The following is a 20824-nucleotide window of genomic DNA, read 5'->3' on the forward strand; positions in this document are numbered from 1 at the left end:
TTTGTAGTAGTAAATAGCTAAGCAGTTAAAGGCCGTGCTTTCCACAAGGAAGCGCGGCTTATTATCGTTCATCAACAGGCGAAAAAGAGGCTTATGGCTGGACGAATTCCGCGTTCATTTATCAATGACTTGTTAGCAAGAACCGACATCATTGATTTAGTCGATGCAAAAGTTCCGTTAAAAAAACAGGGTAAAAACCATCACGCTTGTTGTCCGTTCCATAATGAAAAAACGCCTTCTTTTACTGTAAATGGTGAAAGGCAATTTTATTACTGTTTTGGTTGTGGTGCGCATGGCAATGCCATCGATTTTTTGATGAATTACGACAAACTCGATTTTGTCGAAGCTATCGAAGAATTATCTGCACTACACGGCCTTGATGTCCCATATGAAAAAGGAACGGGTTCAAGCCAAATAGAACTTCATCAACGGCAAAATTTATATCAGTTGATGGAAAAAATTAATCAATTTTACTGTGCTGCCTTAAGTCATCCTTCTGCTAATAAAGCGAAAGATTATTTAAGCCAACGTGGTTTAAGCACTGAAATTATAGAGCATTTTTCGATTGGCTTCGCCCCTGCGGGCTGGGACAACTTGCTCAAAAAGTTTGCTGTAAACCCAGAAAGTCGCAAACAGCTTGATGATGCTGGCATGTTAGTGACAAATGATAATGGCCGAGTCTATGACCGCTTTAGAGAGCGTGTCATGTTCCCAATTCGGGATAGGCGCGGTCGTGTGATTGCCTTCGGTGGACGCGTATTAGGAGATGCTCTTCCTAAATACTTGAACTCCCCTGAAACCGATATTTTCCATAAAGGTCGCCAGTTATTTGGCCTTTATGAAGCAACACAAAACAGTAATGAATTATCAAAATTACTGGTAGTTGAAGGTTATATGGACGTTGTTGCACTTGCTCAGTACGATATCCGCTATGCGGTTGCTTCACTGGGTACATCAACAACCTCAGAACATATTCAGTTACTTTATCGTTCAACAGATACGGTTATTTGTTGCTATGATGGTGACCGCGCTGGCCGAGAAGCGGCATGGCGAGCACTTGAAACAGCCCTACCTTATCTGACGGACGGCCGTCAATTGCGTTTTATGTTTTTACCAGACGGCGAAGACCCAGATTCATTAGTACGTAAAGAAGGCAAAGACGCTTTTGAGCAACGCATGAAGGATGCTCAAACCCTTTCTGCTTTTTTATTTGATTCACTTGTGCCACAGGTAGATTTAAAAACGCAAGAAGGGAAAGCAAAATTTAGTAAACTGGCTATCCCTTTGATTAAGCAAATACCTGGTGAAACGCTGCGCCTTTATATGGCACAAGAGCTAGGAAATTTTATTGGTATACCGGATATTTCTCAAGTTCTTGCTATGATTGATAGAGAGAGCACAGAACAAGTTAACTATCAGGCTCCCAAATTAAAACCAACCACAATGCGAATACTTATCGCGCTGTTGGTACAGAATCCGAACTTTTCGGAGCTTGTTCCCTCATTAGAGGGAATTGCCCATATTCAAATGCCGGGGCTTTCTCTATTTCAGGAATTGGTCGATGTCTGCCGTTCCACCCCCGGAATGTCAACTGGGCAGTTGCTAGAGCGTTATCGTGATAATAAATTTGCGAAACAGCTTGAAAAACTGGCAACGTGGAACGATATAGAAATAGAGGAGATAGCGGAAAATACTTTTATAGATGCCTTAAACCATCTATTTAATAGCGCACTCGACGAACGTTTCGACTATTTGATAGCAAAAGAACGAACTGAAGGGCTGACCCCAGAAGAGCGCGAAGAAGTCCGCTTAATCACTCTTTCCAGAGTGAAAACATAATCTAACCCAAAACAGAATTAATATTTTAAACGGCTTAAGTGCCGATAAACACAAGGCAAATGCCTGTAAAATGCTACGAAAATAAAGGGCGTAGCGAATAATAAATATTCCCTTTGTATGTTCTTGTTGGCCGAATGTTTCGCCGACCGACACCAATCTAAATACTCAGAAGTGTGGATACCGTCTTATGGAGCAAAACCCGCAGTCGCAGCTTAAGCTACTCGTAACCAAGGGTAAAGAGCAAGGTTACTTAACCTATGCTGAGGTCAACGACCATCTGCCGGAAGATATCGTCGATTCAGATCAAATCGAAGATATCATTCAGATGATTAATGACATGGGCATCCAGGTCATGGAAGAAGCACCTGATGCCGATGATTTAATTTTGGCTGAAAATACTTCCGATACTGATGAAGATGCAGCAGAAGCCGCTGCACAAGTGCTGTCCAGTGTTGAAAGTGAAATCGGCCGTACAACCGACCCTGTTCGCATGTATATGCGTGAAATGGGAACCGTCGAGCTTCTCACTCGAGAAGGCGAAATCGACATTGCAAAACGTATCGAGGATGGTATTAATCAGGTTCAGTGCTCTGTTGCTGAATATCCTGAGGCTATCACTTATCTTCTTGAGCAATATGACCGTGTTGAAGCAGGAGAAAGCCGTTTATCTGATTTAATTACTGGCTTTGTTGACCCTAACGCGGAAGAAGATCTTGCACCAACAGCGACTCACGTTGGCTCTGAATTACCACAAGAAGAGCTTGATAAAGACGATGACGAAGACGAAGAAGATGAAGACGGCGATGACAGCGATAGCGATGACGATAACAGCATCGATCCTGAATTAGCGCGTCAAAAATTCTCTGATCTTCGTGAGCAATATGAAAAAACGCGTCAACATATTAAACAATATGGCCGTAGTGATGCAAAAACGGCTGCCGCTATTGAGCAGCTTTCCGAAGTATTTAAAGAATTCCGTTTAGTTCCTAAGCAATTTGACTATCTGGTCAATAACATGCGTGAAATGATGGACAGAGTTCGCTTACAAGAGCGTACCATCATGAAACTATGTGTTGAGCAGTGTAAGATGCCGAAGAAAAACTTCATTACTTTATTCAGTGGTAATGAGACCAGTGAAACTTGGTTAACTGCTGCAAAAGCAATGAACAAGCCTTGGTCAGAAAAACTGCTTGAAGTTGAAGAAGAAATTCTGCGTTGCCTACAAAGACTGCGTCAAATTGAAGAAGAAACGGGTCTGACTATCGAACAAGTTAAAGATATCAACCGTCGTATGTCTATCGGTGAAGCGAAAGCACGCCGTGCGAAGAAAGAGATGGTTGAAGCAAACTTACGTCTGGTAATTTCTATCGCTAAGAAATACACCAACCGTGGCTTGCAGTTCCTTGACCTGATTCAAGAAGGTAACATCGGTCTGATGAAAGCCGTTGATAAGTTTGAATATCGCCGTGGTTATAAGTTCTCAACTTATGCAACTTGGTGGATCCGTCAAGCTATCACGCGTTCAATTGCTGACCAAGCACGTACTATTCGTATCCCGGTTCACATGATTGAAACTATCAACAAACTGAACCGTATCTCTCGCCAGATGCTGCAAGAAATGGGCCGTGAGCCATCGCCAGAAGAACTGGCAGAACGCATGCTAATGCCGGAAGATAAAATTCGTAAAGTACTGAAGATTGCTAAAGAACCTATCTCTATGGAAACCCCTATCGGTGATGATGAAGATTCACATTTAGGTGATTTTATTGAAGATACAACTTTAGAGCTGCCTTTAGACTCTGCAACGTCAGAAAGCTTACGCTCTGCAACTCACGAAGTGTTAGCAGGCTTAACCGCTCGTGAAGCAAAAGTGCTACGCATGCGTTTTGGTATCGACATGAATACTGACCACACCCTTGAGGAAGTTGGTAAACAGTTTGATGTTACCCGTGAGCGTATCCGTCAGATCGAAGCGAAAGCGTTACGTAAATTACGTCACCCAAGCCGCTCAGAAGTTCTGCGCAGCTTCCTTGACGAATAATTGATTTATTTATATCTAAAAACACCTGCTCCGGCAGGTGTTTTTTTATGGTCACTAAAACCATGGAAAACTACACTACCGGTGTTTCATGCAAATAAACCCAAACACACTTTTCGGGTTCGACCCTGATACATGCAGTCGAAATTCTTAACGACTCAATACCATTTATTTGCTGTTTTTCTTGATACTGAACCCAGCAATAGCCATTGTCTTCGCGCAATGGAATCAGATTAATACACTCTGTAGAAAATGATGTTCTAGCCCCTACATTCTGACTAAATAACTGAGTCACTGCATTTAATCCAATACAATGGCCTTGTGTGGTAACCATTTTGAAGTTGTCATCGAAGCTGGCTAATAACGGCGCCAAACTTTTATTACCACGACGCCCTGTAAAAATATCCTCAATAAGAATATGTAAATCCACCACGCTTTGCTGCGCTCTTTCCATTGTTTCACTCATTTATTTTTCCTTGATCACTGAAATTAATGAAAGTAACCCGAGTATTGATGCAATAAGAAACGTAAGTTGATAGCGTAATAAATCACTCGAGAAAGTCATTAAGCTAAATATAGAAATAAATACGACTGCACCAACACTAAATGCGACTTGTCGATTAATATTCCATAACACGCTACCTTGAAGTAAATCTTTGTCATTGAAATCCATCAACGAGCTAATTTGTGCAGTATTGGCGCTCAACCCTCCACCCATCCCCATCAATAAATAAGCAATTATCAATAAACTGAGCTGGCTGGAAGATGAGACCCAATAAAGCAGAAAAATACCAAGGCTATGTAATGTAATACCAATAATAAATAATCGTTTTTTTCCTATCTGTAAGTAAAGACGTCCACCAGTTAACATTGATATTACCGCCCCCAATGCATATAGCACCATAAATAGCCCGGTTTTTGCTGCACTGAACCCCATGTTCTCTTGTAGATTAAAAATATTGAGTAAATTAACTCCCGTAAAAATACCGGGAACAGCATAGTAAACAATAAAAGCATTACGCAGATTGCTATTTTTCAATAACTGAAAATTTAAAATAGGTTCTCGACATTTTTGGGCATATTTAAGGTAAACAATAAATACGAATACAGAAGTAAAAAAGCTCGCCAAAGCCAATAGCAAATTGTGATAATCATTATAAAAAGAGAATGATAATAATAGGCTTAACAAACTTAAACTCACCATTATTAGCCCCAAAATATCTGGCTTTTCTCTTATTTTTTTCCCATCATTTTTTATCCATATCCAAGCGAGTACTGCCGTTAGTAATGAGAAAGGTAAATTAGAATAAAAGACCCAATGCCAAGACAAAGAATCAATAATTAGGCCGCCAATTGCAGGTGAAAATGCGGGAGCAATTAACGCGACTGTCATAATCAATGTTGATATACGCTGGCGATCATTATTTGGAAATAATGCGAAAACTAACGCCTGACCTACCGGAATTAATAACCCTCCCGCAGCCCCTTGGATAAAGCGCCAAAAAATTAAGCTATATATTGAATCACTGCTTCCACTGAGCCAAGCTGCAATAGAAAAAAGTAGCATGGAATAACACAGTAATTTTTGGTTACCTAACCTACCTGCTAACCATAAGCTGATTGGCATCACCAGAACTAAACCTAAAATATAGGCATTGGCAACCCAAGCCACTTGAGATTGGCTTGCTGAAAATGATGCAGCAATGTCAGGCAATGCTATCGCTGACATAAAAATATTAATACAATCAATAAAGAAACCGAGTAAAAATACTGTGGCAATTTTGTATCGATAAGTCATGGACTTCCTCCGGTGGCAAAGAATAGGTTTAAGTACTTTCTTTGTCGATACAAGGGAGGTAACATGATTGTTTAATAAAAAAGAACAATCGTTATCATTATGCAAAGAAATCTTAAAAAGATTATCAGTTTTCTACAGGTTGTTGATTCGGGTTCATTCACTAAAGCCGCAGATATTTTAGGGCTAAGTCGCTCTATGGTTAGTGTCGATATCAAACAATTAGAAGGTCAGCTTAATGTAAGCTTGCTAACACGAAACACGCGAAATATTGCATTAACAGAGGTAGGAAAACATTTTTATGACGACTTTAAACGTATTCAAAATCAAATAGATGAAGCATTCGAAAAAAGCCAAAATTTAGGAACGAATATTGCTGGTTTGCTACGTTTTTCATCAACGAGTGAATTTGGCCAACGTTTTATTTTGCCGCTACTCCCTGAATTTTGCCGCCTTTATCCTAAGTTAAGGTTACAATATTCATTTAACTCATCATTAGATGACCTGATCACAGAAAAACTCGATTTATCTATTCGATTAGGTAATTTAAAAAATTCATCTCTTAAAATGAAAAAACTAGGTGAATATGAGATTTACTTAGTCTCCACTCCTGAATTTCTAAAAAAATACCCAATCAAACAACTCACTGATTTAGCAAATGTCCCATGGATTAACCATGCGCTATTAAACTGGCAAGATCCTCAATATTTTTTACAGAATTCAAAAAATGAAAAATATTACTTACCTTTAATTAAAAACCAATATGAGTCTAATTCTGCGGCCGTTATTCACCATATGGTGCTAGCCTCTTTAGGTATTGCTATCTGCCCTGCTTGGATGGTTGACGACGACTTGCAGCATGAGCGTTTAGTTCATGTGTTACCCGAATACCGTTTACCGAAACAAAATATTCAATTACTTTATCCAAATACTTTTGTTTTACCGGCTAAGACACGTGCATTTATCGATTTTTTAGTCGATAAATTAGCTGTAAATAAATAAAAATATAAAGATATATCGATTCAATGTTTCTAAAGTGTAGTTTCTAATCTACCACAGTATAAAAACTCATTTTTCTCATTGTTAATGGCTATTATGCCCTCCATGGCATAATAGTTAGCATTATTTCTTAGATGCTAAATAATCTTGCAGAGTGCCTTCCGGTTTTTTCTTACAAAACTCAACAATCTGAGGGACCTCAGCAACACTTTGCTCTGTTAGCGCAACATAATCTCCACCTTTAAATTGCATTTCTTGGTTTGTTACCCATAACGCAACAGGTGCCCAGCTTTGAGGATCTAAATTAATAAATTGCTGGCAAGTCATATTCTCAGGTGTAACCGTATTTTTGTCTGCTGCCATTGAGTTAAATGAAATTGTAGATACAGCAAATAATACACTAGATATAATAACCTTTCTCATTTTAAACTCCTTTGGAAAATTAAAAACATATAATCATGTGGCTGGTTATTATTAGCATATTATTTATTAGAATTACATATTCCAATTTTGATGATTAAATTTATACTGAATTAAAAAATCGAATAACAGACAATAAAAACAATCAATTACAAACAATGACCTAATTAGAGCATCAATATAAGATTTGTTTTTTATAGAAAAGCCACTTATAAAAAGTGGCCATAAAATTTAACTATATTACTTTTACTTCCATCTCTGCAGGGTCTTTAATTGGTTCATTAACAAAGAAGAAATAAACCAATGATGCAAGGAATGCGACCGTTGCACAAACAACAAGAGCTAAGGTAAATGAATGTGTTTGGTCAATAATAATACCGGTAATAATCGGAGCAAATGACCCTCCAATAAAACCACCGAAATTTTGAATACCACTCACTGAGGTAATTAAACGAGAAGGCACTGAAACTAAAATCAATCCCCAAGCAGAAGTCCCTGCAAAGTGAATAGAAAACAAGGCCATACTAATACAAGCAACAGCTGAAAATGTGCTGTCAGTATAAGCAGCAGGTAGTGTAAATATGGCAGCAAATAATAAGCCTAAGCAAATCATCCATTTACGGCTTTTCATTTTGTCAGCACCACGTTTTACCACATAGTCTGCAACAACACCATTTACGAGCATTCCAAGCGCACCAAATAAAAAGGGTATTGCGGCAACCCATCCAGTTTTTTCTAGACTTAAACCTCTGGAGTTTTCAAGATAAGCGGGCAACCATGTTAGATATAGCCAAACCATATAACCCACACCATTAAACCCAATAATCATTCCCCATAAAGAACGTTGTTTAAATAATGATGCCCATTCTTTGAAAGAAACTTTATTCGTTGAAGATGGTGGAGCTCCATCATTTAAATAGTTTAATTCATCATCTGTTAATTCTAATTGTTCACGATTACGATAGAAAATAAACCAAAGTATAGACAGAATAATCCCACTAATACCGATAATAATAAACATTGTACGCCAGCCAAAAGCTAACATTAATGCAATGAGCAAAGGTGGAGCCAGCGCTTGAGCTAACGTAGAGGACATATTGACAATCCCCATAGGTAACCCTCGTTCACGAATATTATACCAATCATTAACGACTTTAACGCCCGTAGGTAAATGTGGGGCTTCACCAATACCTAAAATAACTCGCGCAATAATTAAATGGGTAAATGAAGATAATAACCCTGTAACCGTTTGTGCTAACGACCATAAGAACAAACCAAAGCCATAAATCTTTTTAACTCCAAAGCGCTCCATTACCATACCTATAGGTAATTGGCATAACGCATAGCCAAATGAAAATACTGATAACAGTAATCCCATTTGGGTTGCACTAAATCCTAATTCTTTACTTATTGTAGAGTTAGCAATAGAGAGTGATGCTCTATCTAAAAAGTTAATGATACCTGCTATCAACAAAAATGTAAGCGCAATAAGCTGCCAGCGCTTTAGTCTTTTACTCGCATGTAGTGACATAATTAAGTACCTTTAAGACGTAACAGGACCCTGCGGAATAATATTTACTCCGCAGATTTATTTTATTAATAATCTTTAGTTGTTATCTATTATTTACGACTTTAGCTTTAATATTAATTCTATTTCCACTGGCGTATCAAAAGGCAATGTATTCGTACCTATTGCTGAACGTGCATGCTTACCTTTATCACCGAGTATTTCAATTAAAAAATCTGAAGCTCCATTCATGACTTGTGGCTGATTTTTAAAATCATCAGTGCTTTGTACAAAGCCCAATAATTTTATACATTCATCAATTTTATCTAAATCTCCTAAATAGGCTTTTAACGAGGAAAATATATTAACAATACACTGTTTTGCTGCTTCTTTGCCTTGCTCGACTGTTAATTCTTTACCTAACGTACCGCTATAAATTAATACTCCATCTTTTTGACAATCATGGCCTGATGTATAAAGTAAATCACCATGCTGCTTAATAGATACATATGAAAACTTTGGTGCCCCTGGTGTGGCAAGTTTAATTCCTTTTTCTTCTAATTTCTTCTCAATATTCATTCACTTTTCCTATTTATTCAGCAATGTATTTGCCATGTCATAATAAATTTCAGCCGCAAGATATAACTCTTTTATTTCAACAAACTCATCTTTAACATGAGCTTGAGCTAGTCCCCCAGGCCCCATAATAAGTGTAGGGATCTGGCTGGTAACCGAGAAAAAAGGCGCCTCACATGTCGCTTCAAATATTTCAGGTAGCGCTGTTTTTTCTGTGAAACGGCTCACTGTATCTAATGCAACTTTAGTTAATTCGTGATCCGCTGGGATATCTGAAGCGGGAATAAATAAGTAATTATCTAAGTGATAATCTATCTCTTCACCTTTATTATATTGCGCGATAGCTTGATGTAATCTCGCTTCTATTTCTTGTTTTTCTTCCCCTAGAACGAGTCTTCTATCTATTTCAATATCACAATGCTGAGGAACAATATTCGGAGCTGTGCCACCATTAATAGTGGTTATAATCATTGAAGCACTACCTAATAGTGGATGACTAATTTCCTCAACAGAAGCGCGATGTTGTTCTATAGCAGGTAGTATTTTAGACATCTTAGAAATTGCACTATCAGGATAACGAGTTTTTGCTGCATGGCCTGCAGTGCCTTTAGTACTTAAATTATAGCGGCTAACGCCTTTATGTGCGATGCATACACCAAGAGAAGTTGGCTCACCAATAATGGCATAATCTGCAGAAATTCCATCTTTAATATAATGCAGCATGCCAAGATTAATTCTCTCCTCATCCACATTAAATACTAAAGTTAAATTACCTGAAAATGTATCTTGATTACGTTTTAATAATGTTGCCGTATACATCATTGCAGCAACACCAGATTTCATATCTGCAGCCCCTCTCCCAAAAACCTTTCCATCTTTAATCACAGGGTCGAATGGCTCGGTACTCCAACCACAGCCACAAGGCACAACATCTATATGACCGTTAAATAATAAATGTTTACCTTTTCCTGAACCTTTTAAATGTGCAATAACATTTGGACGACCAGGAGCTACCTCTTGCATTTCAACATCAATATTTTCTTGTTTAAAATAATGATATATAAATTCAGCAACTTGTTGTTCTTCCCCTGGCGGGTTTTCGGATTTATGCCGAATTAAGGCACAAAGAAGCTCTAGCAACTCATGTTGTTGCTGTTCATTTAATTTATACATTTTATTCTCCGATATTTAATATCGTGCGTCTGGTGTAATAATATGGTCTATTTCATTATTATTTAATGCATATATTTTGTTTGTTAAATTAGGAATGACACAACTGTGATTCGGTATAATATTTAATACATCACCAATATTTAATTTAATTTGTTTTGGGTCATAGCGAAGATAGCCATGTTCTTCATTTAATTTAACTAGTTTTATAGTTGGGTCTTCCACTATATAACCAAAGCCTGGTTCTGCAGATTGGTCAGAAGTTAATGTTTTTGTCCCTGCATCTACTGTTGCATACCCCTCAATAGGAATACTCACAACAGTTGTTCTTATTGTTAAAGCGCAATCTTCAGGCGTATAAATACCACCATAGATAGCATTCATATCTCCAAAAATAAAGTTCCCAGCCCGTGACTCTGTAATCCCTTTTAATTCATCAGCATAGAATGAAGATAGTGTTGACCCGCCAGATGTCCGAGGCGCTGTAATACCCAATTTTTCTAACCGTTCTTGGCAAGATAATAAAAGATCTGCTTCTGCTTTTGCCGCTTTACGTATTTCAGGCTCGGTTCGGTATTGGTATATTGTTCCTGCATAAGTAAACACACCAATAATTTTCAAATTAGGTAATTTTTGTATTGCCAGTGCAAATGGCTCTAAGTCATCTAATTGAATACCTTCCCGGTGAGCACCATAATCAACAGCAATATAGACCTCAATAATTTGGTTTTCTTGCTTTGCTGCTGCTGATAATTGTTCAGCACCTTGTAGGCTATCAATAATCGTTCTTAATTTTATTTTTTTAGCTAACTCAATAAATTGCTGACATTTTTGTTCACCAATCATTGGGTAAGCAAGCAGAATATGATCAATTCCGCCTTTCGCCATAACCGTCGCTTCTTGCAATGTGGCACATGTAATTCCTTTTGCACCACAGGCGATCTCAAATTTCGCTAATTCTACTGATTTATGTGTTTTTATATGCGGCCAGTGTTCAATACCTTGCTGTGTTAGCTTGCCTGTCATGCCTCTGACATTTTTTTCAAGTTGCTGTAAGTCTAAAGCAACGTAAGGCGTTATTGGCATAAAAACCTCTCTTATTCTTCATTATTGTCTTCCCCTTTTAATTCCGCTAAATAGGTATAAAGGGTATATTTGGAAATATTTAAAAACTCACAGATTTTCTCACCTGCTTTTTTGATTAAGAAAGCACCTCTATCATCAAAGAATTTAATTGCATCCATTTTTTCTTTTTTACCCATATTGATGACAGGGACTTTGATAACCTGCATGCATTCTTGAATAAGGTGATCTAAAATTTCATTAACGTCCGTGACAAAAACTTCCTTAACCGTATCTTGCTCAATACTATTACGTTGTGTAATGCCTTGAATGGCTTTTTCTGCGGCAATAAATTCTGAGATATCTTGATTAATACAAAGCGCCCCAGAAACTTTGCCAGTTTCATCACGTAAATAAATTGAAGTTGAACGCAACATTTTCCCATCTTTGGTTTGGGTAAAATAATTGTATTTGTCGCCATCAACATCTGTCCCACGCAGTACCTCAAGCCCTAAATTACTACTTGGGTCTCCCACCTTTCGTTTCGTAACATGGCCATTAATAATTGCAACAATACTACTTTCTAACCCTTTGCTATGGTCATGTAATACCACTTCACAATTGTCGCCAAATTGGCCCGCAATTCCTTTCATAACTGCCAATAACATTTCAAAGTTGTCTTGAATAATTTTCATTTTCTACCAAACTTATTTTAAGCCTAACTAAATATTAGTTAGATAATAATGGAGACTCAATCAAGATTTGAGCAATTTGTGATCTATCTCTTGATTCTAGCTAACAAATTTTTAGTTGCCATGACTAACATAGCAATACTCCCAGTTTATAAAAAAACTGGGAGATATGATAGAATAAGGGGTTTCAGAGAGTTTATTGATAAATGGGAAGCTATGCAGAGACAAATTAGCAACCTAACTTTTTGTTAGTTTCTATTACCAACAAAAAGTTAGCAGCCCTATTTTTATAAACTCACCCAAAACACGCCAGTTTCTCGGATCTCTGTAAATTGATTTTGGAATTCGACTAAGTTTTGTTCTGGATTTAATGCGCTAAATCGTTCTGGATGCATAAATTTAGCCATAGCTTCAATGGCAAATATATTCATCGGATTGTTGTAAAAATTATGGTAAATCGCCATAACGCGCTTTTCTTTAACTGCCGTTAATGAAGAGATCCCTTGTCTATCCATTAATACTGATAACTGCTTCTGCACGTTAGCTTTATTTGCATTATATCCTAAGCTTACTGCGAGCGAACGACGATTAAAGTTGTGCCAATCGGCGCCTGTCAGTAAATAATATTCTGGGTTTAATGTAATAATATTCTCAATGGAACTTTCAGCCCCTTTTGCAGGAAAGCTATCTGCAACTAGATTATTTCCACCTGCCAGAGCCGCTAAAGAACCGTAACCTGAACGACCATAAAGTTGACAACAATTATCGCTAAATAACCCTGCATTCGCTTCAATCAAAACAGTTGGAAATGGCTGAGCTAATTGGCTTTCAATCGCATCTAATTTTTCTTGGTACAGTTTCGCAAACTGTTCAGCTCTTTCTTGTGTTCCTAATAATTTCCCTAATAATAAAATGCTTTTCGGCGTGTTTTTCGCGATATCCATTCGAAAATCAATAAAAATAACTTGAATACCGGCGGCTTCAAGTTGCGGTAAAATTTGGCTATCACGCATCGCACCATAATTAGCCTTATGCATAATTACCACATCAGGCATTAATTCGATCAATTTTTCAACTTGAAGACCCGCTTCACGAGTTTTCTTTAAGGTTGGAATTTTGTCTAATTCAGGTAACACACTGAAATAAGCTTGTTTTAAATCTGGCGCGTATTGTGTAAGCGAATCACTCCAACCCGCAATACGAGATATCCCACTTTTACCCGCAGCAATATCCACTGGCAAAATATCACGACTATCCACCAAAAATAATTTTTCAACGGGAAGATTAACTGTGACTTCACGACCTTGTAAGTCGGTAATCACCGTTGGCGTTTTTGCCTGCCCCCAAAAGCTTAGTAAGCACAATAATCCTGTGAGAAATAATTTCATGGAAAATCTTTTACCTTAAATTTAAATAGGTTGGTATGAATAAAGCCACTGTACAGTGGCTTATCATTAGTTAAAATATCAAATTAGAAAGTCACACTGTAATTAAGGGCAAAAGTTCGGCCACGGCCTTTATAATCGTACAGGTTTGCAGCGCCATATTTAGGGCTATATAAGCTTTGTGCCCGCTGTCCCCAAATTGTGGAGTAATTTTTATCCAGCAGGTTTTCGACAGCAAAGCTAACTTTACCCACTGGTAGCATATAACTTCCTAATAAATCAACGGTATTATAACCATCGAGTTTCTTACCAGCCGCATCCGTTAAATTGAACGTTTGCTGGCTTTGTAAGCGTAGCGCCCAGTCATTCGGCTCCCAACCAATATAGGCATTCACTTTTGATGGGCTCGCGAAATCAACGCTCCATTTTTCCCAACTACCATCCACTTTAGTTTCTGATTTTTGTAGATTGAAGTTACTTCCAACACTCCAATCTGAGTCAGCAAAGAAGTAATCCACCGCACCTTCTACCCCATAGATACGGCGTTTATCGGTTTTCATATAGATGGTCATGTCATCTTTATTAATGCCGTAGCTTCTATCAGACAAAGAATAATAGGTAGCAACTTGTGTGCGTAAGTTTTCCCCTGTGTAACGCCATCCTAACTCGAAAGAGTTAACCTTAATTCCTTTTACCTTGGTATCATTAATGTTAACACTTTTATTGAGATGATAGTGGCCATTGGCATCTGGGGTCTTCGCATAATCACCTGTTCCGTAATACTTAGCAATATCAGGAATTTCAAAGCCTTGAGAGAAATTAAACCATGTTTGTTGCTCTTCGGTTAAGTTAACCAGCAGCCCTGCGTTAAACAGTAAGTTGTTGTAATCCGTTTTCCCACCCGGTACTGCATCGGCTGATTTACCTTTGCCGTTAGCAATCGCTTCTTGCTGTGCATAACCAATAAAATCATCGACTTTATTTTCTGTGTACTGATAACGCACACCACCGCTTAACGTGAACATTGGCGTAATGTCATAACTACTTTGTAAAAATGTCGCCATATTCGTCGTGGTATAGCTTGGATAGCGGCCAATTTGGAAAGCTTTAGTTAAGTCCATTCCCCCGGATTCTTTCGCTTTATCTAAATCAAAAAACATTTGGTTCGCACGAAATTGCTCATGCTCTGCATCCACACCATAAGTTAACGTTAATTCATCGATAGGTTGGCTATTGAACGTCAGCTTAGTTCCATAAAAATTGGTTTTTTGATCCGATGAGCTGATACTTGTAACATCTTTGCCTGTAAGGGTTGGGAAAGGATAAAACTTTTGTGATTCATCACGATAATAAACTTGTGCAACAAAATCCTGCCCAAATACATCTGCATTTGAATATTGTAAATTGAGCAAATTACGCTCAGTTCCCGGCAAACGGTCAGAACTTAATTTACTGCTGTTATAAGCTTCACCTTGTCCTTTAACTGCGGAAAAATCTTTTCCTAAATAGAGGCCGTGTTTACCATCAGACTCACTTTTATAATGCTGATAAACAGCTTGAACCTGTTGTTTTTCATCGATTTTGATAGTACCTGACGCCATCACATCCAAACGATCAGAAAATTGCAGCCCTGTTTGGGTATTATCAATATTAATCGCATTACCTTTGCCATCATACCAACCGCCATAGCGTTGATAAGCAACAGAAACACGTCCGTGAGCGTTCTCATTACCACCACTTACTGCTGCAGCAATATTTTCATCGTGATCTTTACCACTGTTAAAGCCTGTTTTTCCACCTAATTGCAGGGAAACTTGTTTTTCTTCTTGGCCTTTTTTCGTCACAATATTAATCAAGCCACCACTGCTACCACCACCGTACATCGCCGTTGCGCCTGAAATAACTTCGATATGATTAATATTAAAAGGATCGATAGAATCTAATTGGCGACTATCACTACGAGAAGAGTTAAGGCGTACTCCATCCACCATCACAATCATTGAACGGCCACGCATATTCATGCCATAGTTTGTCCGCCCTTGGCCACTGACACTCATTCCTGGAATAAGCTGCGCTAAAATATCTTTTAATTCTTTTCCACCTTCAGCTTGCTGCTCAATTTCAGCATTATCAATCACCCATGTGGTTTGTGCCATTTCTGAAACGGTTTTATAACCACGTGTAGCAGATACGGTTATGGACTCTTCTTTTTTATCGGCACCAAATACGGAGGGGGAAATAAAAGGGAGAAAGCAAGGGGAGATAATAAAAAAATGCTTTATTTTCATTAAATTAAACCTTTACATTATTAGAATTGCTGTTATTGAATCTAAAAAATAAATCACAATGCATAACTAAATTACTGTTTATTATTTTATCAAATAATTATTATCAACAGTAACTAAGAATCAAGATAAATATAAGAATTATTATTATTAACAACAGATAATGAAAGGTTATTCAGTACTAGTCACGCATCCTTGCGCAAGATCTTCCTATTAATTACTTCACGCTAACGACTGCAATATAATTCAATTTTCCACGGTTTTGCCGAAAATGACGAAACATACGCAAAAATTGGGGGCGATTTTCTTTCTTCAATGCATTACGGATAATCTTTAGGGCACCCAAAATACCTTCATCGTAAATCAACCCTTTTGGTGATAGCAACGTCATTGGCCCAGTGTGAGATAACACTTGCTGGAAGCCCGCTTGTTGAAATAATTCTATCCATTGCGCTTCAGGTAATGGCTGTGCTTTAACATTAATCGCTTGCTGCATTTGGGAAACCACACTTTGAACAGCTTGGGCATCCTTAAATGCAATATCATGGGTTAATAAACAGCCACCCGGTTTTAGTACTCGATAATACTCCTGCAATAGCTTCGCTTTCGCTTTATCGCCGTACATGGTTAGCATGGCTTCATTAATAACCACATCAAAACTGTTGTCCTCAAACGGTAGTTTTGATGCATCCGCCATTTGGATTGTCACTAAATCTGTTAGCCCTTTATTCGCAACATTCTTTTGTGCTTGTACGAGCGCCTGCTTGTCCATATCAATACCCGTAATATGACAATGGAATTGGGAGGCAATTTCAATGGCGGTGGTTCCCATATTACACGCGACTTCAAGAACTTGGCTGTTCTTGTGTAACCCTGATTGGCTAAGTAACCATTCGGTTGCTTCTTTTCCCCCTGGGCGTAAACGTTTTTTCCCCAAGCGTGCTAGAAATTTGTGCCCTGCTTCGTGGGCGGTAAATGATTGGTCCATTTTCACCTCCAAGTTAATGTGTACAAGCCGTTTCAGGCTCACGTAACATAACTAACAGCATTTTTGCGGGCTCAAGCGCATCTACCGCATGAGGAATATTAGCAGGCATTCTGACAACTTCCCCCGGTTTAGCCATTACAGGCTTTCCTTCGATGGTAAGTTGTAAGCTCCCTTCAACAACCATCACAATCGCATCAAAAGGGGCGCTGTGTTCAGACAGCGCTTGGCCTTTATCAAAAGCAAATAAGGTGATATTTCCCCCGCCATTTTTCGCTAATACGCGGCTTGCAATACCTTGTTCAGTATAATTAATTAACTGATTGATAATCAGCGCTTCTGAAGGTGTTATTGTGTTATTGCTCATCGTTTAATATTCCTTAATTCAATCGTTTTCATTCAGTTATCTAAATAGCGGAATGACCCCTTGGGTCTGCCGGCCTTGATAATCCATTGGCGTAATTGCGACGGGTAATTGGTACAGTTGTGTCAGGTTTTCTTCCGTTAAAATTTGTTCAGTTTCACCAAATAAACAACCGCTGCCGTTAAATAACAACAGTGAATAATCAGCGATATGCAGCGCATGTTGTGGATAATGACTCGTGAATAAGATAGTCATTCCGCGATGTATGGCTAAATCACGTAAAACGCTGAGCACACTGTCTTGGTTGGCAAGGTCCAATGCGGATGTCGGTTCATCAAGAATCAGAATTTCTGGTTCGCTGGCTAATGCCCTCGCAATCATGACCATTTGTTTTTCCCCGCCGCTGAGGCAGTTAAAGGGTTGGTCAGCAAATTTGCTTATGCCTAAGTACGCTAAACACTGCTCTACAATTTGGTTATCTTTTTCATTGGGTGAGGCATACCAAGGTAAATGACGAATACGCCCGAGACTCACCATAGTGCGAACAGAGTAATGAAACAGTGAACCACTAAGCTGTGGAACATAAGCGACGGGTGCATTTAGGGAAATATTGCCTGTTGATCCTTTTTGTAAGCCGAGTAGTAGTTTTAATAAAGTTGTTTTTCCGCGGCCATTTGGCCCTAAAATCGCGCCAATACTGCCCTTTGGTTGCCGAAAACTAACATTCGTAAATAATTGGCGTTGGGCTATTTTGAAATTAAGGTGTTCAACTTGGATCATAAATCGGCCACCTTTTTATTCAATGTGTGGATCAGTAGTGCAAAAATAGGGGCGCCGATCAGTGCGGTGATCACACTTAATGGAATTTCTGCATTCGTCATACTGCGTGCAAAGGTGTCGACAGCTACCATATAAATCCCACCAATGACCGCACTGGCAGGCAGTAATATCCGGTGATCATGCCCTACCATTAGCCGTGCAATATGTGGAACAATCAGCCCTACCCAGCCGATGGTGCCGGATACCGCCACTGTCGCACTGGTGATCAAGGTTACGCTGAGTAACACAGCCCAGCGGGTTCTATTAATTTTCATTCCTAAAGCTTGTGCATTTTCTTCCCCAAGGGACAGCACATTGATACGAAAACGCAGCGCAAAAATGACCAAGACACAGACCAGCACAACCGGAAAAACAATATTGAGTTTGAGGTAAGACGCACTGGCAAAGCTGCCCATAAGCCAAAAAACAATGGTTTGTAACGTGTTGTTTGGGTCTGCAAAATAGGTAATTAACGAAATTAATGCAGCAAAAAAAGCATTAATAATGACTCCAGCAAGGATCAACATTAATAGCTGGCTGCCTTGGCGATTCAAACCCAATAAGAAAACCAGCACGATAGCCAACAACCCACCGATGAAAGCCAATGAAATGGTGACCAACAAAGAAGAAAATAATAAAATAGCTAGCGCGCCACCCAATGCAGCCCCTGATGAAACACCAATAATTTGCGGCCCAACTAATGGGTTGCGGAAAATACCTTGCAAAGCCGCCCCCGCAACCGCCAACCCAGCCCCTGCCGTTCCTGCTATCAGAACACGCGGTAAGCGCACATTCAGCACCACATTTTGTTCCGTTCGGCTATAGTTCCCCATCATTTCATTACCAAAAATAGTGTCATAGAGAATATGCCAAACCGCGGAAAACGAAACTGGGTAACGCCCACAGCTTAGGGCCAAAACAAAAGTCAACAATAGGCCAATAGCAAAAATGAACCAAAGATATTGGGGCTTACGCATGCGGTTTCCCCATCAAAGAAAGATAGTGCTGACCACTTTTGTTCATCTCTATTTGCAAAATTCCGTCAATTTGCTCATCTGACACGTCATAGCCATAAAGTTGCTGATATCTAAGGCGAATTTCCTCACGCAATGGCATTTTCATCGTTTCTGGGTGAAAAATCATCGATAACCATTGCCAGTACAGTGGTGTTTCTTGGTTTGGTGCATCCCAGATAAAACCACCAATAGGGAGCTTATACACACGCTGGTTTTTCACGGCGGTGACTTCACTTAGCATAGGGTTGCGGTAAACATCAGCTGGCGATAACCCTTCTTCGAAATTACCTAATAGAATAATGTCAGGGTCCCAAACCAGAATTTGCTCAATATTAAGGGTTCTTGGCCCAGTGAGGTCGCGGTTTAAGCTCACCCCACCCGCCAGTGCAAAATCTGCATTGTTGTGTGATGTTGAGCCAAATGTTTGAATACTTTGGTTAAAATGGGATAGGTACAGGACTCGGGGCTGCTGCGCTTCTGGGATTTGAGCGGTGGTTGCCGATAATGCATCGACAACTTGTTGCCGCCACTGGATCATCTTTTGCGCTTTATCATTGTGGCCAAGTGTTTGCCCCATTAGGCGAACCCACTCTTGCGTATAGCGTTCTTGCCCATAATCTAACGTAGCAACAGTGAGCCCTGCATCACGCATAGGAGAAATAATGTCATCTCCTCGATGCCCCCATTGCCACACTAAATCGGGCTCCACATTAAGTAATGCTTCAATGTTTGGCGTAAAATTGTTACCCACCACATTTGAATTCACTTGTAGAACAGGAGAAAACATTTGGCTTAGCATGCCATCTCGCGCAGCAACCTTTGCAAAAGGATGCATTCCGACTAATTTTTCACTGCTTTCATCCATGCCAACTAACATCGAAGCGGCAGGGATTGGGATCACAACAATACGTTTTGCAGGGGCTGATAAATGAATTTTATCACCTGACATATCTGTGAAATCAACAGCTTGTGATGCATATACATTGGCTATTCCACCAAAAGTTAGAAAAACGGCGGCGAATCTAAAAGCATTATTTATCATAGGGTTATTCAGCTCTCTGCTAACATCTCAATTGATAATGTGTATGATTATCATTTATACTTAAGCTATTCTAAGACGGCGTAAGAGGATGACCTATGACATTTGTCAAAAACGTTTTCCCCCATGCACAATCACTCAATGCCCTTAAATCGTGCTTACTGTTTAATGGGGTAGAAGATGAGAAACTGGCATTACTGCTGGAAAATTGTGGCCATGTTCGCTTTAAAAGTGGTGAAATTCTGAACCATGAAGGGGAACCATTTAAGCATTGCCCCTTGATGATCAGCGGGCAAATGGAAGTGTATCGCCACACCTATTTGGGTGAAGAAAAAATTTTTGGTTTGTTTTGTACGGGGGAAATTGTTGCCATCGCAGCCGTTTTTATGCCTCACAACCGTTATCCCATGAGTTTACGGGCAAAAACCGACGGTGAAGCTTTGCTACTTGATAAACGCGATATTTTACGACTATGCCATGCCTGCCCGCAAATTATGGAGAAACTGCTAAGGCGTTTTAGTAGCAAACTATATGAGAACATTAACCATATCGACTGGCTAACTTCGAGTTCTGCTGAACAACGGCTAGCGGCCTATATTCTCGATTTAAAGCATAAGCAACTGACTTCAAATATTGTTTTGCCTTTATCTCGGGGCCAGCTCGCGGCTAAATTAGGCATACGTTACGAAACACTCAGTCGGTTAGTTTCTGGGTGGCGGCAAAAAGGGTTTATTGATATCGAGAAAGACACTGTGCATATCCATAATGAAAACTACTTAACGAAATTATCTATTTCTGCACAGCGCCCATTTTAAGAATAACGCATTAACGAA

Annotated in this window: 19 protein-coding genes; 4 read left to right on the plus strand and 15 right to left on the minus strand. The window is 39.2% G+C overall.

Annotation, left to right across the window (positions count from 1 at the left end):
- Window positions 1-93 precede the first annotated feature (93 nt).
- Window positions 94-1839, plus strand: coding sequence for a DNA primase (gene dnaG, locus SJ312_RS13825; protein WP_110591259.1), 1746 nt, complete (start codon window positions 94-96; stop codon window positions 1837-1839).
- A gap of 106 nt (window positions 1840-1945) precedes the next feature.
- Window positions 1946-3880, plus strand: a complete 1935-nt coding sequence (gene rpoD / locus SJ312_RS13830; RefSeq protein WP_071585863.1) for an RNA polymerase sigma factor RpoD — start codon at window positions 1946-1948, stop codon at window positions 3878-3880.
- Between the two features lie 70 nt (window positions 3881-3950).
- Here the strand turns inward: rpoD and SJ312_RS13835 are convergent, their stop codons facing one another.
- The gene (locus SJ312_RS13835; RefSeq protein ID WP_110591258.1) at window positions 3951-4343 is read right to left on the minus strand and encodes a hypothetical protein; all 393 of its coding nucleotides are present in this window, start codon (window positions 4341-4343) and stop codon (window positions 3951-3953) included.
- Window positions 4344-5675, minus strand: coding sequence for an MFS transporter (locus SJ312_RS13840; protein WP_187710077.1), 1332 nt, complete (start codon window positions 5673-5675; stop codon window positions 4344-4346).
- A gap of 99 nt (window positions 5676-5774) precedes the next feature.
- On the opposite strand from SJ312_RS13840, the gene SJ312_RS13845 reads away from it, so the two are divergent.
- Window positions 5775-6674: a LysR family transcriptional regulator gene (locus tag SJ312_RS13845; protein ID WP_094961088.1), complete on the plus strand. Its 900-nt coding sequence runs from the start codon at window positions 5775-5777 to the stop codon at window positions 6672-6674.
- A 120-nt stretch (window positions 6675-6794) separates the two neighbouring features.
- Here the strand turns inward: SJ312_RS13845 and SJ312_RS13850 are convergent, their stop codons facing one another.
- From SJ312_RS13850 to SJ312_RS13910, 13 genes are all read right to left on the minus strand, one after another.
- Complete coding sequence (locus tag SJ312_RS13850) at window positions 6795-7094, minus strand: HdeA/HdeB family chaperone (RefSeq protein WP_319868034.1); 300 nt, start codon at window positions 7092-7094, stop codon at window positions 6795-6797.
- Window positions 7095-7326: 232 nt separating this feature from the next.
- A complete protein-coding gene (locus tag SJ312_RS13855; protein ID WP_153674088.1) occupies window positions 7327-8622 on the minus strand; it encodes an MFS transporter in 1296 nt (431 codons plus the stop codon).
- 93 nt (window positions 8623-8715) lie between these two features.
- Window positions 8716-9177, minus strand: a complete 462-nt coding sequence (locus tag SJ312_RS13860; RefSeq protein WP_319868036.1) for a RidA family protein — start codon at window positions 9175-9177, stop codon at window positions 8716-8718.
- Window positions 9178-9186: 9 nt separating this feature from the next.
- On the minus strand, window positions 9187-10347 hold the full coding sequence (locus SJ312_RS13865; RefSeq protein ID WP_319868037.1) for a M20 family metallopeptidase: 1161 nt from the start codon (window positions 10345-10347) through the stop codon (window positions 9187-9189).
- A gap of 15 nt (window positions 10348-10362) precedes the next feature.
- Window positions 10363-11430, minus strand: a complete 1068-nt coding sequence (locus SJ312_RS13870) for an alanine racemase (protein WP_110591253.1) — start codon at window positions 11428-11430, stop codon at window positions 10363-10365.
- An 11-nt stretch (window positions 11431-11441) separates the two neighbouring features.
- Complete coding sequence (locus SJ312_RS13875) at window positions 11442-12101, minus strand: transcriptional regulator (protein ID WP_004257829.1); 660 nt, start codon at window positions 12099-12101, stop codon at window positions 11442-11444.
- 284 nt (window positions 12102-12385) lie between these two features.
- A complete protein-coding gene (locus SJ312_RS13880; protein ID WP_004257836.1) occupies window positions 12386-13486 on the minus strand; it encodes an ABC transporter substrate-binding protein in 1101 nt (366 codons plus the stop codon).
- A gap of 83 nt (window positions 13487-13569) precedes the next feature.
- Window positions 13570-15771, minus strand: a complete 2202-nt coding sequence (locus SJ312_RS13885; RefSeq protein ID WP_164565464.1) for a TonB-dependent siderophore receptor — start codon at window positions 15769-15771, stop codon at window positions 13570-13572.
- A 214-nt stretch (window positions 15772-15985) separates the two neighbouring features.
- Complete coding sequence (locus SJ312_RS13890; protein WP_004257844.1) at window positions 15986-16756, minus strand: class I SAM-dependent methyltransferase; 771 nt, start codon at window positions 16754-16756, stop codon at window positions 15986-15988.
- A 13-nt stretch (window positions 16757-16769) separates the two neighbouring features.
- The gene (locus tag SJ312_RS13895) at window positions 16770-17120 is read right to left on the minus strand and encodes a cupin domain-containing protein (protein WP_004257847.1); all 351 of its coding nucleotides are present in this window, start codon (window positions 17118-17120) and stop codon (window positions 16770-16772) included.
- A 36-nt stretch (window positions 17121-17156) separates the two neighbouring features.
- On the minus strand, window positions 17157-17897 hold the full coding sequence (locus tag SJ312_RS13900) for an ABC transporter ATP-binding protein (protein ID WP_004257851.1): 741 nt from the start codon (window positions 17895-17897) through the stop codon (window positions 17157-17159).
- A complete protein-coding gene (locus SJ312_RS13905; protein ID WP_110591249.1) occupies window positions 17894-18913 on the minus strand; it encodes a FecCD family ABC transporter permease in 1020 nt (339 codons plus the stop codon). The genes SJ312_RS13900 and SJ312_RS13905 overlap by 4 nt, the downstream gene beginning before the upstream one ends.
- Complete coding sequence (locus tag SJ312_RS13910; RefSeq protein ID WP_319868043.1) at window positions 18906-19994, minus strand: ABC transporter substrate-binding protein; 1089 nt, start codon at window positions 19992-19994, stop codon at window positions 18906-18908. The genes SJ312_RS13905 and SJ312_RS13910 overlap by 8 nt, the downstream gene beginning before the upstream one ends.
- 95 nt (window positions 19995-20089) lie before the next feature.
- On the opposite strand from SJ312_RS13910, the gene SJ312_RS13915 reads away from it, so the two are divergent.
- Entirely contained in the window at window positions 20090-20806 is a 717-nt protein-coding gene (locus SJ312_RS13915) for a Crp/Fnr family transcriptional regulator (RefSeq protein ID WP_319868044.1), read from the plus strand.
- The last annotated feature ends 18 nt before the right edge of the window (window positions 20807-20824 follow it).

This window comes from Providencia sp. CIM-Carb-044, from assembly GCF_033901115.1.
Classification (GTDB): Bacteria; Pseudomonadota; Gammaproteobacteria; order Enterobacterales; family Enterobacteriaceae; genus Providencia; species Providencia hangzhouensis.